Source organism: Acinetobacter sp. 479375 (assembly GCF_000581715.1).
GTDB lineage: Bacteria > Pseudomonadota > Gammaproteobacteria > Pseudomonadales > Moraxellaceae > Acinetobacter > Acinetobacter ursingii.
In genome coordinates this window covers 21,995-36,742 of sequence record NZ_JEZN01000011.1, presented here as the reverse complement: position 1 = coordinate 36,742, position 14,748 = coordinate 21,995, and the positions used below count along the sequence as shown (strand labels likewise).

The 14,748-nt window shown below is 40.1% G+C and carries 15 protein-coding genes; 8 read left to right on the top strand and 7 right to left on the bottom strand.

Annotated features, from left to right (window positions below):
• Positions 1–18: 18 nt before the first annotated feature.
• Positions 19–465, bottom strand: a complete 447-nt coding sequence (locus J500_RS10525) for an NUDIX hydrolase (RefSeq protein ID WP_004994981.1) — start codon at positions 463–465, stop codon at positions 19–21.
• The gene (locus J500_RS10520) at positions 465–1,004 is read right to left on the bottom strand and encodes an AAA family ATPase (protein ID WP_004994983.1); all 540 of its coding nucleotides are present in this window, start codon (positions 1,002–1,004) and stop codon (positions 465–467) included. The genes J500_RS10525 and J500_RS10520 overlap by 1 nt, the downstream gene beginning before the upstream one ends.
• 186 nt (positions 1,005–1,190) lie before the next feature.
• Here J500_RS10520 and J500_RS10515 point away from each other — a divergent pair, with 186 nt between their 5' ends.
• The 4 genes from J500_RS10515 to J500_RS10500 all read left to right on the top strand — a co-directional run bounded on the left by J500_RS10515 (position 1,191) and on the right by J500_RS10500 (position 5,996).
• Positions 1,191–2,396 (top strand): acetyl-CoA C-acetyltransferase, encoded by a 1,206-nt coding sequence (locus tag J500_RS10515; protein ID WP_034699541.1) that lies wholly within the window; start codon positions 1,191–1,193, stop codon positions 2,394–2,396.
• A 142-nt stretch (positions 2,397–2,538) separates the two neighbouring features.
• A complete protein-coding gene (locus tag J500_RS10510) occupies positions 2,539–4,674 on the top strand; it encodes a 3-hydroxyacyl-CoA dehydrogenase NAD-binding domain-containing protein (RefSeq protein ID WP_034699539.1) in 2,136 nt (711 codons plus the stop codon).
• A gap of 162 nt (positions 4,675–4,836) precedes the next feature.
• A complete protein-coding gene (locus J500_RS10505; RefSeq protein WP_004994998.1) occupies positions 4,837–5,112 on the top strand; it encodes a hypothetical protein in 276 nt (91 codons plus the stop codon).
• A 14-nt stretch (positions 5,113–5,126) separates the two neighbouring features.
• Positions 5,127–5,996 carry a patatin-like phospholipase family protein gene (locus tag J500_RS10500; protein ID WP_034699537.1) on the top strand — a complete coding sequence of 290 codons (870 nt, stop codon included), beginning with the start codon at positions 5,127–5,129 and terminating at the stop codon, positions 5,994–5,996.
• A 12-nt stretch (positions 5,997–6,008) separates the two neighbouring features.
• Here J500_RS10500 and J500_RS10495 read toward each other — a convergent pair whose 3' ends face one another.
• The 3 genes from J500_RS10495 to J500_RS10485 form a co-directional block, all read right to left on the bottom strand.
• Entirely contained in the window at positions 6,009–6,383 is a 375-nt protein-coding gene (locus tag J500_RS10495; RefSeq protein ID WP_004995003.1) for a glyoxalase superfamily protein, read from the bottom strand.
• A gap of 306 nt (positions 6,384–6,689) precedes the next feature.
• Complete coding sequence (locus J500_RS10490) at positions 6,690–7,139, bottom strand: GNAT family N-acetyltransferase (RefSeq protein ID WP_004995004.1); 450 nt, start codon at positions 7,137–7,139, stop codon at positions 6,690–6,692.
• Entirely contained in the window at positions 7,140–8,366 is a 1,227-nt protein-coding gene (locus J500_RS10485) for a class I SAM-dependent methyltransferase (protein ID WP_004995005.1), read from the bottom strand. It abuts the gene before it with no gap.
• Between the two features lie 101 nt (positions 8,367–8,467).
• Between J500_RS10485 and trhA the strand changes: the two genes are divergently transcribed.
• The gene (gene trhA / locus J500_RS10480) at positions 8,468–9,109 is read left to right on the top strand and encodes a PAQR family membrane homeostasis protein TrhA (protein WP_004995007.1); all 642 of its coding nucleotides are present in this window, start codon (positions 8,468–8,470) and stop codon (positions 9,107–9,109) included.
• Between the two features lie 241 nt (positions 9,110–9,350).
• Positions 9,351–10,667, top strand: a complete 1,317-nt coding sequence (locus tag J500_RS10475) for an MFS transporter (protein ID WP_004992432.1) — start codon at positions 9,351–9,353, stop codon at positions 10,665–10,667.
• A 65-nt stretch (positions 10,668–10,732) separates the two neighbouring features.
• Here J500_RS10475 and J500_RS10470 read toward each other — a convergent pair whose 3' ends face one another.
• Positions 10,733–11,743, bottom strand: a complete 1,011-nt coding sequence (locus J500_RS10470) for a metallophosphoesterase (RefSeq protein ID WP_004995009.1) — start codon at positions 11,741–11,743, stop codon at positions 10,733–10,735.
• 222 nt (positions 11,744–11,965) lie between these two features.
• Between J500_RS10470 and J500_RS10465 the strand changes: the two genes are divergently transcribed.
• The gene (locus tag J500_RS10465) at positions 11,966–13,507 is read left to right on the top strand and encodes a phospholipase D family protein (RefSeq protein WP_227613809.1); all 1,542 of its coding nucleotides are present in this window, start codon (positions 11,966–11,968) and stop codon (positions 13,505–13,507) included.
• Positions 13,508–13,548: 41 nt separating this feature from the next.
• On the opposite strand, the gene J500_RS10460 is transcribed toward J500_RS10465, so the two are convergent.
• Entirely contained in the window at positions 13,549–14,352 is an 804-nt protein-coding gene (locus tag J500_RS10460) for a lysophospholipid acyltransferase family protein (RefSeq protein WP_004995013.1), read from the bottom strand.
• A gap of 170 nt (positions 14,353–14,522) precedes the next feature.
• Here J500_RS10460 and J500_RS17710 point away from each other — a divergent pair, with 170 nt between their 5' ends.
• Complete coding sequence (locus tag J500_RS17710) at positions 14,523–14,660, top strand: hypothetical protein (protein WP_227546612.1); 138 nt, start codon at positions 14,523–14,525, stop codon at positions 14,658–14,660.
• The last annotated feature ends 88 nt before the right edge of the window (positions 14,661–14,748 follow it).

The following is a 14,748-nucleotide window of genomic DNA, read 5'->3' as shown; positions in this document are numbered from 1 at the left end:
AGTTTGTAGATAGACAGTCTAAAGATTAGGCTGTCTATTAGCGAAAAGCCACTGCTCTATTCCTTTTGGATAGACAGGATATTGTTCTGAAACAAGCTGCTGTAACGTCATCCATTGCGCAATATAAGTTGAACCATCGGATTCATAGCCGTTTATTTTAGTCTGGCTATATAATGTGGGATCAACAAATTCTGCTTCATACACAAAAACAACTTCGTGCCCTTGCTGACCATCCAAACTAAATAAATTTTCCAATACGCCTAGAAGTTTTGGATGGGTAATTTGTTGATTAATTTCTTCAAGTACCTCTCTTTCTATTGCTTGTAAGGAGGTTTCTCCAAATTCAATACCACCGCCTATCGGTCTTAGATAATGCTCATTTTTGCTGGGATCATACCCAAAAGAAAGCAAAGATTTATTCTCATATCGGAAAATACACAGGGCTTTTGCTTTAATACTAGTCATTACATTACCCCTAGCCGATTTAAGAATTCTTTTGTCTGCTGAGGCGAAGTGAGTCGAATAAATTGGATATGTTGATAATCAGGGTTTTTCATTAAGTTTAAATATTTTTTTCGATTTTTAGGATAGGATTTGATTAACCAAACAAAAATTGATTGTTTAGACAGAATCAATTTTAAATTTTCCCGATTATTTGAATGTTTCCACAATGGTTTTTGATTCACTAAACCTTTTAATGTTCGTCGAGTAAGACGATACAGATTCACCCAAAATGGATAATCCAGCCAAATTACCATATCTGCTTGTTGCATAATCATTGGAATGGTGCGTGTATAAAGGCCATCTAATACCCATCCTGTATCAGCATTCTCGGTTGCTATTTTCAGCTTTAAAAACAAAGCCTCATTTGAAGATTCCTGCCAGTCATCCAACCAAAGTAAATCATCCAATTCGATATAAACAAGATTTAATTGCTTAGAAAGTTGTTTGGCGAGTGTGCTTTTCCCTGACCCTGTTGTGCCAATAATATTAATAAATTTCATATAAATAGATTGTTTTTTTATGGCTGCATAGTTTACTCATCAAGCGATGCTTGATCAAGTTTCTATATCAGACAAAGCATTGGCAAAAATCATCATCCACCAGATGACCTTATCGTCATTGTGTTGGGTCTAAAATCCATTACACTCAAAAGCATAAAAATATTTAAGGTTATAAAAGGAAGAATGATGAGCGAGGCTTATATCATCGATGCCATCCGCACGCCACGCGGGAAAGGAAAAAAAGATGGCTCACTCTACGAAGTCAAACCCATTACTTTGGTCACGACCTTGCTTCATGAGCTACAACAGCGTCATCAATTTGATACCTCAAAAGTTGATGATATTGTTTTGGGCTGCGTGACCCCTATAGGCGATCAGGGCGGTGATATTGCAAAAACCGCAGCAATTGCCGCAGGCTGGAATGATGATGTGGCTGGCGTTCAGATTAATCGTTTTTGCGCCTCAGGCTTAGAAGCAGTAAATTTAGCCGCTCAAAAAGTGCGTTCAGGCTGGGAAGATTTGGTCGTTGCAGGTGGTGTGGAATCCATGTCACGCATCCCGATGGGATCTGATGGCGGTCCATGGGCGCTTGATCCTGAAACCAATTTAAAATCCTCTTTTGTACCGCAAGGTGTTGGTGCTGACCTGATTGCGACTTTAGATGGTTATAGCCGTGCAGATGTGGATGCATTTGCAGTCGGTTCACAACAAAAAGCGGCGGCGGCTCAAGCCAATGGTTACTTTGATCAATCAGTTGTCCCTGTCAAAGATCATTCAGGTGTCATGATTTTAGAAAAAGATGAATTTATGAGAGGTTCTACCACGGTTGAAGGCTTAGCAAAACTTAATGCCAGCTTTGAAATGATGGGACAAATGGGTTTCGATGCAGTTGCTTTACAGAAATATCCAGAGGCTCAAAAAATTAATCACGTTCACCATGCAGGCAATTCATCAGGGATTGTTGATGGTGCTGCTGTGGTGTTATTGGCTTCTGAAAAAGCAGTCAAAGAACAAAGCTTAAAACCACGTGCCAAAGTGCTTGCAACAGCATTGGTCGGTACAGACCCAACCATCATGCTCACAGGTCCTGCGCCTGCTGCACGTAAAGCATTGGAAAAAGCAGACTTAACCATTGATGACATCGACCTATTTGAAGTCAATGAGGCTTTTGCTGCCGTAGTAATGCGTTTTATCAATGAACTGAACGTTCCAGCCGAGAAAGTCAATGTGAATGGTGGTGCGATTGCGATGGGTCATCCATTGGGTGCAACAGGTGCCATGATTTTAGGTACATTGCTAGATGAGTTGGAGCGTCAGGGCAAGAAACGTGGTCTGGCAACCTTATGTGTCGGCGGTGGGATGGGGATTGCCACCATCATTGAGTTGGTATAAAAACTGGCTGGATTGATCTTGCCACGTTGGAAACACTTTCAAAATGATCATTTACACATCGTAAACTGCGCTTTTTTCAAATATTTCCGCCTCGCAAGCTCTGCTTCGCCAGCGTTTTAAAAAAATAATTTAGGACAAAGATATGAGCGCAATTCAATACGAAAAAAACGCTGACAATATTGTAATTCTTACCCTTGATTCATCGGGTCAATCTGCGAATACCATGAATGCAGAATTTCGTGATTCACTAGATGAAGTCAGCCAAAAGCTCAAAGCTGAAACTGATCTCAAAGGTGTTATTTTCCGTTCTGCCAAAAAAACCTTCTTTGCAGGCGGTGATTTGGACGAACTGATTCAGGTTCAACCTGAACATGCCACTGAGTTTTTCAAGATGGTTGATAAACTTAAAGGTGACCTACGCACGATTGAGACATTAGGCGTTCCTGTTGTAGCTGCGCTGAATGGTACTGCATTAGGCGGTGGTTGGGAAATTGCTTTAGGTTGCCATTACCGCATTGCAATCAACGACCCTAAAACCAAGTTTGGTTTACCTGAAGTCACTTTAGGTCTACTACCAGGTGGTGGTGGTATCGTGCGTATGGTCCGTCTGCTCGGTTTACAAAATGCATTTCCATTCTTAATGGAAGGTAAGCAATTTGGCGTGGATAAGGCAAAATCGCTTGGTTTGGTGCATGACACCGCTGAGAATGAACAAGAGCTTTTAGATAAAGCCATTGCATGGATCAAAGCCAATCCAAAGTCACAACAACCATTCGATGTCAAAGGCTACAAGATTCCTGGTGGCAGTCCAAGTACTCCCGCGGTGGCTCAGGTATTGGCGATTGCTCCTGCGATGCTACGTGATAAAACCAAAGGCTGTTACCCTGCGCCTGAAGCCATTATGGCGGCAGCAGTAGAAGGCGCACAGGGGGATGTGGATACCGCTTTGCGTATCGAATCACGTTATTTCACCCAACTCGCCATCGGTCAGATTTCCAAGAATATGATTGGTACATTCTGGCATGGTCTCAATGCAATCAAGTCTGGTGCAAGCCGTCCTGCTGAAGTTGCAAAATGGCAAGCAACCAAAGTGGGTGTTTTAGGTGCAGGCATGATGGGTGCAGGTATTGCCTATTCAACAGCAATCAAGGGCATTCCTGTTGTCCTTAAAGATGTATCCATGGAAAATGCTGAAAAAGGCAAAGCTTATTCGCAAAAGTTACTCGATAAACGTGTTTCACAAGGCCGCATGACCGCTGAAAAACGTGATCAAATCCTGTCTTTAATTACCGCAACGGCCGATGCAACTGATCTGCAAGGCTGTGATCTAATCATTGAAGCGGTATTTGAAAATCAAGAACTCAAAGCGAAGGTGACTCAAGAAGCTGAACAGTATTTAGCTGATGGCGGTATTTTTGCATCCAATACCTCAACTTTGCCAATCACAGGTTTAGCAACAGCCAGTAAAGATGCCAAAAACTTCATTGGATTACATTTTTTTAGTCCAGTCGATAAAATGCAATTGGTCGAAATCATTAAAGGTAAACAAACCTCTGCTGAAACACTGGCTAAAGCTTACGACTTTGTGCAACAAATTGCCAAGACGCCAATCGTGGTGAATGACAGTCGTGGTTTCTTTACCAGTCGTGTGTTTGGTACGTTCGTTCAGGAAGGTATGCGTTTACTTGCTGAAGGTGTCCATCCAGCTAAGATTGAAATGGCAGCATTGAAAGCAGGTATGCCCGTTGGCCCATTGGCGATTCAAGATGAAGTCTCTTTGACCTTGTCTGAACATGTTGCCAGTGAAACACGCAAAGCATTACAAGCAGAAGGTAAATATCTGCCAAAAACCCATGTGGATGAGGTGGTACATACCATGATTCATGAACTCAACCGTAAAGGTAAAGCGGCAGGTGCAGGTTTTTATGACTATCCTGAAAATAGCAAAAAACATTTATGGGATGGACTCAGCCGCTGGACAAAAGAGAATGATATTTCGGAACAGGAGATGATTGATCGCTTCTTATTTGTTCAAGCATTGGATACTTTGCGCTGTTATGAAGAAGGCGTCTTAGAATCTGTTGTTGATGCCAATGTCGGTTCAATTTTTGGCATTGGTTTTGCCCCGTGGACAGGTGGCGCGATTCAATTCCTCAATCAAAACGGAGTTGAAAAGTCACTACAACGTGCTGAACAACTCGCTGCAAAATATGGAGAACGCTTCACTCCTCCGCAATTATTGAGAGACCAAGCACAAAAGAGGGACATCATTCGCTAAACATACGCATGCTCATCACAACGCACACCAAATTTAAATCTGGTGTGCGTTTTTATATCATTGTATTGAATAGACTTTATATTTAAATTCTCTCTTTTTTTCAATTTTATGCTATAACAACCACTTATTTTTCTTTGTTTATTTTGACGGTTGGACTCATTTATGAGTAAATCATCTTCTGGCAATGATGCTGAATCAACAGCTTTAGGTTGGAAATTTATTATCATTGTGGCGGCGATTACCACGATATTTTTCACTTTTTTATACTTGGCCATGTCCAGCGAACCTGACTATATGCCCAATCAGGAAGCGAAAAAAGGTCATTACCAACTCAAAACGACATCGCAACCCGCATCTGAAAATCAGCAAAATGATGAAGCGCCAACTCAACAGTCCACGCCTACGGATGCACATTCGCAACATCAAGCGCAACATTAACACTGGAAAATATCATGTCAGCAATACAACGTCAGGCACTTATCGTTGAAGGCGGTGGTATGCGCGGTGCTTTTACTGCGGGCGTACTCGATGCCTTTTTAGAACAGCAATTTAATCCGTTTGATCTGTATGTCGGTGTGTCTTCGGGTTCTACCAATCTTGCCAATTATCTGGCAGGTCAAAAAGGTCGTACACTTAATTTTTATATTGATCATTCTTTACGTCCAGAATTTATCAGTTATAAACGCTTCTTGAAAGGCGGTGATTTACTTGATTTAGAATGGATGTGGCAAGTTGGCGAAACTGAACACCCGCTTGATCAACAAAAATTATTTTCACAAAATCCTGATTTTTATATGGTATTGACTCATGCGCTCAGTGGTCGTGCAGAATATTTACGAGCAGGTCAAGACAATCTACTGGATGCTTTACGTGCATCGAGCACTATTCCTGTATTGACTCGTCATCCTGTCCAAATTATGGGTGAGCCTTATTTTGACGGCGGTGTCGCAGATGCCTTACCTGTACAGTGGGCAGCGCAACAAGCTGATGTGAGCAAGCTGATGGTGATTCGCACACGTCCGCAGCATTATTTTAAAGCCAGTAGTAAAGGCGATCAATTTTTAGCAAAATATATCGTCAGGAATAATCAAGGCTTTGCATTGAGTCTAAAAGAACGCTGCCATCGTTATAATGATTCTGTCAATTTTCTGCGTCAGCCCCTTTCAACTCAGCAACCACAACACATTCTTGAAGTTTGCATTCCCGATAAAAAAGGATTGGCAAATCGTCTTTGTAAAGATCGCAACAAGTTGCAATATACCTATCAAGTCGGTCTGGAAACAGGATTTGCGGCGATTGAGCAATGGAAAACCCTGCCCTAAACAGTTAAAAGATCAGGTTTCTGCCTGATCTTTCCAAAACACTAGACGATTTGAAAAGGGATCACGAATCGATAATTCTAAATTTCCCCACGGCACGGTTTCGATCTGTGGTTTGGCAAATCGGGCATTTTGATCTAAGAGTTGTTGAACAAATTGTTCTAATTCCACTAAATGCAACCGTACCAATGCACCTGGGCTACAATCCCCATAATGTTCCGTTAAATGTAAGCAATATTGATCTTTAGAAATTTGCATATAAAGCGGAAAGTTCTCTTCAAACTGATGCGTCCAATCTAGTTGGAAACCCAAAAAATCAAGATAAAAAACTTTGGCCTTTTCCACATCAAAAATGCGTAACACAGGAATGATATTTTGGTTTTGATTCATTTTTTTCTCAATTTAGTTTGTATTTTGAAGTGTTTCTTTATCTTTGGATTTACGTTGCTGTAAATACCGTAATCTTTTGGCGACAAGCCTACCGCCTATTCAAAAACATTTAAACTTTAGACTTCTTTCGTAAATTCCCTTTATTTCTCCCTATGGGAGAAAAACAAACAGGGTTTAAGCAATGATGAAAGAAGTCTTTTTAACACCTCAACGACAGTTCTCATAGTCATTGAAAACGACTGGTTTTTAGGTTCTTTATCAAATCTTATTTTGCACGAAATGCTACCAAAACCTGAATGTTAAGGGTTAATCATCTAAAGATAAAAACATTTCAATATGAGGAATACCACAATCATCATAAATATCACCGCGTTGACAAAAACCTAATCGCGCATAAAAACCCGTTGCATATACCTGTGCAGAGAGCTTTAAATCAGGCAAGTTTTGCTGTTTGGCATAATCAATGATGGCTTGCATCAGCTTATATCCAATATTAAAGCCCCGATAAGCCTTTAGAACGGCCACTCGCCCAATACTCCGATCTTCTAACAACCGCGCTGTCGCGATCGGTTGAGCTTCATGATACACGACGAAATGCTGCGAGATTGCATCATGAGCGTCCCATTCTTCCGCCTCGGGAATGTGTTGTTCTTCAACAAACACCAAGGTCCGAATCAGTTTGGCATCAGGTTGCAAGCTATTCCAATCACCTATTTGAATATCTAGTTGCAGATCCAGCGTAGTTTTATCCATCATTTAACATTTACATCCTACATTCTCAATTGCGATCTGGTCATTTAAGAGCAATTCCAGTGTTTGTTTTTCAATCCCATACATCTGTTTTAATGCCTGAATCTGCCCCAGAATTTGTGCATCAGGTTGATCGATATCTTTACGCTTTGTGGCCAAAATCATTTTATTTTTACTGGTATGCTCCAGTGATACAAATTCAAAAACCTTAACTTCATAACCATAGGCTTTGAGCAATAAGGCACGTAAAGTATCGGTCAGCATTTCAGCTTGTTGCCCTGCATGAATACCAAACTGTAACATCGGTTTTAACACTGATGGACTGTGCAACTGTGGTCTTAATTCTTTATGACAACACGGCGCGCACATGATCATCGAAGCATTTAAACGAATGCCTGTATGAATCGCAAAATCTGTTGCAATATCACAGGCATGTAAAGCAATCATGACATCAAGCTGCTCGGTCTGATAAGTTCTGACATCCCCTTCAAAAAAATCAAGATGATGAAAACCTGACCGTTTAGCAACATCCTCACAAAACTCGACCAGATTAGAACGTAACTCAACGCCTGTGACGACAGGCTGAGTCGCTGTTTGCTGCTGTAAATAATCATACAAGGCAAAGGTCAGATAGCCCTTGCCTGAACCAAAATCGACAATATTAATCTGATCTTTTTTTATCTCAATTTGCTCGTAAGCATGTGAAAAAATTTCAATAAATTTATTAATCTGTTTCCATTTACGCGCCATCGCAGGAATAATTTTTCCATTGGCCTCTGTAATTCCTAAATACTGTAAAAATGGACTGGCCTGATCAACATAGCGTTCTTTTTCACGATTATGTTGCTGAGTCGGTTTCGAATGCTCCAGACTCGGTTTCGTATGTTGTTGAATATTCAGTAGTGCTTTTTTCTTATTTTTTTTCAATTGAGCTTCAACATTGTGCGCAAACAAATTGGCTTGCTTGCATAAAGACATCAATTCTTGAATGACCCCAGATGATTCAGCTAAATCATAATTCTTAGTCACGTCTTTAGTTTTATAATGATACAGCGCACTTAATTTCGTTTGTTGCTGTAACTCAACCATTCGGAATGTAATTTTCTCAAGCTCTGTCTCTGTACCTTGATATTGACTCAAAATCAGTCGTTCAAACTGCTGACTTTGAATCATTTGTTGTATCAATTCTAGGAACTGCTGCTCTTGAGGAGAATGAGTTACCAAAGCGGACATAGTAAAAACCTTATTTATTTGCCGCTCTAGTTTAAAACGTCTTACTTTAAAAACAAAATTGAATTACTATACACTTGTACTTTTAATAAAATGATCTAAAAATGTCTCAGTTTCCTGTACTTGATTATGATCCTCTGGAGGAACAGCTCAATGCATGGAGCCATACGGCTGGTGCTGTACTGGCAATCATGGCTTCGTTTTTTTTATTGATCAAGGCACATGACCTCAGCACAGGTCAATGGGTGGGTTTATGGGCGTATTGTTTCAGCCTAATTTTAGTCTTTAGTAGTTCTGCGCTGTATCATTTTGCCAAAACCAAAGAAAAACGACATTGGTATAAAAAACTGGATCATACCGCGATTTATTATCTCATCGCAGGGACATACACCCCTTTTTTAAGTATTGCTATTCCAACGGCCAAAGCACACTATCTCTTGATTGCACTCTGGGTGATCGCCTTCATTGGGACACTTTTCAAATTAATTTTCATTCATCGGTTTCAAAAAATTTCCCTGATTGCCTATTTGCTGATGGGTTGGACAGCTGTGTTACTTATTGATGATATGCAAAGATATTTGAGTAAAGACGCACTGATTTTTTTAGTGACTGGCGGGTTAGCTTATACGATCGGAGCATTGTTTTATGCGCTAAAAAAGGTAAGATATACCCATGCAATCTGGCATATTTTTGTATTGATGGGCGCGGGATTACAATTCCTTTCGATCTATTGGTACGTCATCTAGTCTATTTTGAATACTATGTTCAGCGACCCTGATTGGTATTGAATATTTAGATTCGATTTCTTTCATCAGTCCTTTTTTTATTCTCCTTGAGGGAGAAAAATAAAGAGCATTTAACTAAATAGTTATATAGTTATGAAAGAAATCTACTACTCGTTATTTTTTTAAGAAATTACGCCTTTTTTAAAAAGATTACGCTTTTAAAAACAAATTTTTTTATTTTTACGAAGTGTAAGGTTCCTTTATGGCGTCATCCTCTACCTCTGCAACCACAGCACCTGCTGTTGCCAGTAACTCAAAATTCCGTGTCTTAACTGCGAGTCTCGTTGGAACAACGATCGAGTTTTTTGACTTTTATATTTATGCCACAGCGGCAGTCCTGATTTTTCCACATCTGTTTTTCCCTGCAAGTAGTGGCAGTGCTGCCATGCTACAGTCTTTAGCTACTTTTGCGATTGCCTTTATTGCGCGCCCGATTGGTGCTGCACTCTTTGGACATTTAGGTGATCGTATTGGCCGCAAAGCAACTCTTGTTGCTGCCTTACTGACAATGGGAATTTCAACCGTGTGTATCGGCTTATTACCTACTTACGCTCAAATTGGCATTGTTGCGCCATTATTGCTTGCATTATGTCGTTTGGGTCAGGGCTTAGGATTAGGCGGTGAATGGAGTGGCGCTGTACTTCTCGCAACTGAAAATGCGCCAGAAGGTAAACGTGCATGGTATGGCATGTTCCCGCAACTCGGTGCACCGATTGGTTTTATTTTAGCGGCGGGTTCATTTTTAACGCTTGGCGCATTAATGCCAGATGAAGCATTTATGCAGTGGGGATGGCGTATTCCATTTATTGCCAGTGCAATCCTCGTGTTAGTTGGCCTATATATCCGTTTAAAATTGCATGAAACTCCTGCTTTTCAGAAAGTATTAGATAAGCAGAAAGAAGTGAATATTCCATTTACCGAAGTGGTCACCAAGCACACCAAACAACTGGTACTGGGAACGATTGGTGCGGTATGTACCTTTGTTGTGTTCTATTTAACTACTGTATTTGCTTTGAACTGGGGAACCACCCATCTTGGTTATGCACGTGGACAATTTCTGGAAATGCAATTATTCGCGACTTTATGTTTTGCCGCATTTATTCCCCTTTCCGCTATTTTTGCTGAAAAATTTGGTCGCAAAGCAACATCGATTGGGGTTTGTATCGCCGCTGCTATTTTTGGTTTGTTCTTTTCTGATCTGCTTGCATCAGGCAATACTTTGGTGGTGTTCCTGTTTTTGTGTATTGGTTTGTCGATTATGGGACTCACTTATGGTCCAATTGGAACTGTACTTTCAGAACTATTTCCAACGTCAGTGCGTTATACAGGTTCAGCGTTGACTTTTAACCTTGCAGGTATTTTAGGCGCATCTTTTGCACCCTTGATTGCCACCAAGTTAGCTGAAACTTATGGTTTACAAGCAGTCGGTTATTATTTGACAGCAGCGTCTATTTTATCATTGATTGCGTTTTTGCTGATCCGTGAAACTAAAAACGAAGATGTGAATAATCAGATTTAAACCAATTTGATGAAAAAACCAGCGCTTGCTGGTTTTTTTAATTTAACGCATTGAAGAAAAATTTCTTAAATCAATTCAATAATATCAATCGTGGGTGGCACCCGAAATCGAAAAGGCACACCGACCATGCCTGTACCTACAGTGACAAAAACATCCGCATGCTCATGTTCATAAAAACCCTTTTTATGTCCTAAAATTGAGACTTTTTTCATGATGTAATTGGTAATCCACGGCAATTCAACTTGCCCTCCGTGCGTATGTCCAGAGAGCATTAAAGGGCGTGAAGGAAGTTCGGGCACCATATCGACCGTATCTGGGTTATGCGATAAAATCAGCCACGGCTTATCTTGCGGTAATTCTGGCATAAACCGCATATCGGTTTTACCCGCCCATAAGTCCCCGATTCCGATCAGACGGAACTCATCAAACTCAACAATTTTTCCTTCAATATCGATCACATCATTGACATCTAAAGCATGTTTCAGCAATTCCTGAATCGGCGGGCCGGGGTATTGTTCATCATGATTACCGGGTACAGAATAAACAGGAGCTTGTATCTGGCGTAATACTTGTAATTCTTCAACGAGTTTATGTTCTGGCTCGTAGGTCCAATCCCCAGCCACCACCACAATATCGGGTTGTGCCTGATTCAGCTTTTCGACAATAATGCGTAATTGACGCTCATGACCAGAATATAAACCGACATGTAGATCTGCAATCAAAGCCACTTTGACCGATTTTGCAAAAGGTTGATTCGGATTTAAACGGTACTGATGCTGACGAACATGTACCAAATGCGGCTCGATAAAACGTGCATAAATCAGAAAAACACTTAATAAAAAAATGAAAACACTCTGATGCAATGAAAAGTAACCAGACCATCCCGCATAAAGCGTAAAAATAACCAGAGGAAACAGTAAATAAGATAAATAAAACACCAGCAAATGCACAAAGGCTTTAAAAGGGTGAATGGTTTCGGTACAGGCCTGACTACGCCAAGCTTGTGAAACCGCCCAAATTGCGAGAACAACAAAAATCAGATAGAAATAAAAAATAATCGAATTAAAATCCCACATAGCTATTCTCAAATGATCTTAAATAGCATCTTAAACACTGAAAGACTCATCAGGATGAGTGATTTTGTTTCAGTTATTTATCTTTGGCTAATCAAGAATTATACTCTAGGCCACATTATTGATGCATACACTATGGCAAAAACATTCCGCTTAACTACACAATACCCTAATTTTACTGCAAAAAAGCAAATAAGTAGGCACTTTTTGCTTGGCGTCAGTTGTATGCTGGTATTGAGTTTAAGCGGATGCAATACGCTGCCCAAACCTGGTCATGAGATCATCCAGTTAGCAAGCCAAGTCGATACATCACACACCACGCTTGCCAAAGTCGTAGAACCTCTACGTCAGCAAAATCAAGGGCTGACAGGTTATCACCTGCTTTATGATCCACTTGAAGCGCTTACAGCACGTCTAAAGTTGATTGATAAAGCCGAAAAAAGTCTGGATCTACAATACTATATCTGGGACAACGACCGCGTTGGCGCTTTAGCCTTACATGCCATTATTCGGGCTGCGGATCGTGGCGTCAAAGTACGTTTATTGATAGATGATAACAATGCCAAACAAATGGAAGCGGTTTTACTGGCATTGTCACAGCATCAAAATATAGAAGTCAAACTGTTTAATCCCTATCGCTTCCGTAAGTTTCGTGCCATCGATATGGTACTCGACTTAAAGCGCATTAATCGTCGCATGCATAATAAAAGCTTTATCGCCGATGATCAGATTGCGCTGATTGGGGGGCGCAACATGACCAATCAATACTATAACAGCAGTGATAATTATCAATTTTCCGATGTCGATGTCATGTTGGTTGGCTCGGCTGTAGATGATATTGTTCATTCTTTTGATGATTACTGGAATGATAAATATGCCTACTCTGTGATTAATATCGTCAATGCTAAAACGCATTATTTACGCTATCCAGAACTAAAACGTCAGCTTGATGAACATTACGAACTGGCAAATGTACAAAACTATCTGAACTTGGCTGCACGATCACATGCCTTTGACCAATGGTTTAATAGTAATATCCAGTTTGATTGGGTTCAGGCGAAAGTGGTTAAAGACTCACCTGATAAAATTCGTGGCAAAGCCAAAAAGGAACAGCATTTAAACTTTCAACTGATTAAAAATCTGCAAAAACCAGAAGAAAATGTTGATTTAGTTTCTGCCTATTTCGTACCTGAAAAACAGGGCGCCAAACATTTAAGTGAATTGGCACAAAATGGCGTACAGGTTCGGGTATTAACCAATTCTTTTAAAGCCAATGACGTTTCGATCGTACATGCCTTTTATGGCAAATATCGTAAGGAACTATTGGAAAATGGCGTCCAGCTTTATGAGTTTTTGCCCACGCTGGATGAAGAGGAGTTGAATAAAGATACTCGCGAATTAGCCAAAGAAGCTAAAATTAGTCTAAAAGGTCTGAGCAATTCAAGCCTACATGCCAAAATGATGACACTCGATCAAAAACAAGTGTTTATCGGTTCTTTTAATTTTGATCCGCGTTCAGCCTATTTAAATACCGAAATCGGCGTCATTTTAAATAGTCCGAGTTTAGCGAAAAGTATTCACCAAACCATGGATCAACAATTGACTCATTATGCGTATAAACTGGTGCTGGATGCCAATCATAATATCAATTGGTATCGCCAAATGCCGAATAGCACTAAAATTTATAAAAAAGAACCTCGTATGAAATGGTGGCAACGAGCAGGCGTCAAAATGTTATCATGGCTTCCAATTGAAGGATTTATGTGATGTTAAATCACTTATAAACCCTCCAAGTTTGCACTGCTTGATCAATGATTTAACACTTTCGCATGCAGCTCTTTTAAACCTTGTTCCATTTTTTGCTGAACTTCGGCGGTTAAACTGCTCACCGTATGACCTTGTACCTCAATTTCAGGCAAAGTTAGTAAATGCGCGGTGACTTTCGGCATTTCCAAAACTTGTTGTACATGTTCTGCAAAAGTCATTTCGCCAATAAATGGTGCCACCGTATCTAACTCACCTTGTTGATTCACATAACAAATCAAACAGACTTGTACTGGACGCTGTGCTTCTATTGCAGCTCCCAAAATACGACCATGCACTCGTTTAATACTTTTTCCATCTGTCGTTGTGGCTTCTGGAAAGAATAAAACGGGAATGTCTTTCCTTAAAAAATCTGCGATTTGTTCACGAATCCGAATCGAATCGCCTGAACCGCGTTTAATGAATAAGGTGCCACCGCCCTTCGCGAGCTGCCCGAGGACTGGCCATTTTTCAATTTCAGCTTTCGCCAAAAAGAAGACTCTCGCACCAGAGCCTAATACTGCAACATCCAGCCAAGAAATATGATTACTCACCCACAATGATGGATTCCGTGGAATTGTGCCGTGTACTTCAACCTCAATATTAAAAACTTTGCACAATTGACGACAAAAGTACTGAACATAACGGGTATTCTTTGGATTATTTGGATTTTTATAGAGTCGATGACGATAGACTAAATAAAAGCCTTCACCAATCACTCCCAGACCTGTGGCCAATTTTTTACTATATAAAAAAACTTTTTCTACTGGAGTTAAGTTCTTTGAAGTCGCTGATTTCGTTTGAGCCATAAAAATATCATTTTTGTTTAAATTGCAATTTCGCCCTATTTTATACTGAACTTGATGGGCTTGTATTGATGATAAAAACCGAACATGAACATTTAAAAATTCAATTTTTATTTATTATTGCGATTGATTATTATTTAACTATCGAAATTAAAGATCAAAGGAGCCATGTTATGCATACTACTCCCGTGAAACAACATCAATATTCTACAGGTTCAATGACCACCATGTTACGTCAGATTCTGGGTTGGTCAGTTTTATATGCAGGGGCCATGATTCTCACTGCCCAAGCATTTAACAGTTTAATCTAGTCCTTTTGGCTATAAAACTAGATTCAAATGCCTGCTCGGGTTATCTTAGCAGGACATTTTAGTTAAACGAATTTGGTGATCTGTGGAA

What these genes read in the sequence shown, in the direction of transcription:
- J500_RS10460 (WP_004995013.1), bottom strand. Translation starts at nt 14,352, where the DNA reads ATGGCTCAAACGAAATCAGCGACTTCAAAGAACTTAACTCCAGTAGAA.
- J500_RS10490 (WP_004995004.1), bottom strand. Translation starts at nt 7,139, where the DNA reads ATGATGGATAAAACTACGCTGGATCTGCAACTAGATATTCAAATAGGT.
- J500_RS10525 (WP_004994981.1), bottom strand. Translation starts at nt 465, where the DNA reads ATGACTAGTATTAAAGCAAAAGCCCTGTGTATTTTCCGATATGAGAAT.
- J500_RS10515 (WP_034699541.1), top strand. Translation starts at nt 1,191, where the DNA reads ATGAGCGAGGCTTATATCATCGATGCCATCCGCACGCCACGCGGGAAA.
- J500_RS10475 (WP_004992432.1), top strand. Translation starts at nt 9,351, where the DNA reads ATGGCGTCATCCTCTACCTCTGCAACCACAGCACCTGCTGTTGCCAGT.
- J500_RS10510 (WP_034699539.1), top strand. Translation starts at nt 2,539, where the DNA reads ATGAGCGCAATTCAATACGAAAAAAACGCTGACAATATTGTAATTCTT.
- trhA (WP_004995007.1), top strand. Translation starts at nt 8,468, where the DNA reads ATGTCTCAGTTTCCTGTACTTGATTATGATCCTCTGGAGGAACAGCTC.
- J500_RS10485 (WP_004995005.1), bottom strand. Translation starts at nt 8,366, where the DNA reads ATGTCCGCTTTGGTAACTCATTCTCCTCAAGAGCAGCAGTTCCTAGAA.
- J500_RS10505 (WP_004994998.1), top strand. Translation starts at nt 4,837, where the DNA reads ATGAGTAAATCATCTTCTGGCAATGATGCTGAATCAACAGCTTTAGGT.
- J500_RS10465 (WP_227613809.1), top strand. Translation starts at nt 11,966, where the DNA reads ATGCTGGTATTGAGTTTAAGCGGATGCAATACGCTGCCCAAACCTGGT.
- J500_RS17710 (WP_227546612.1), top strand. Translation starts at nt 14,523, where the DNA reads ATGCATACTACTCCCGTGAAACAACATCAATATTCTACAGGTTCAATG.
- J500_RS10495 (WP_004995003.1), bottom strand. Translation starts at nt 6,383, where the DNA reads ATGAATCAAAACCAAAATATCATTCCTGTGTTACGCATTTTTGATGTG.
- J500_RS10500 (WP_034699537.1), top strand. Translation starts at nt 5,127, where the DNA reads ATGTCAGCAATACAACGTCAGGCACTTATCGTTGAAGGCGGTGGTATG.
- J500_RS10470 (WP_004995009.1), bottom strand. Translation starts at nt 11,743, where the DNA reads ATGTGGGATTTTAATTCGATTATTTTTTATTTCTATCTGATTTTTGTT.
- J500_RS10520 (WP_004994983.1), bottom strand. Translation starts at nt 1,004, where the DNA reads ATGAAATTTATTAATATTATTGGCACAACAGGGTCAGGGAAAAGCACA.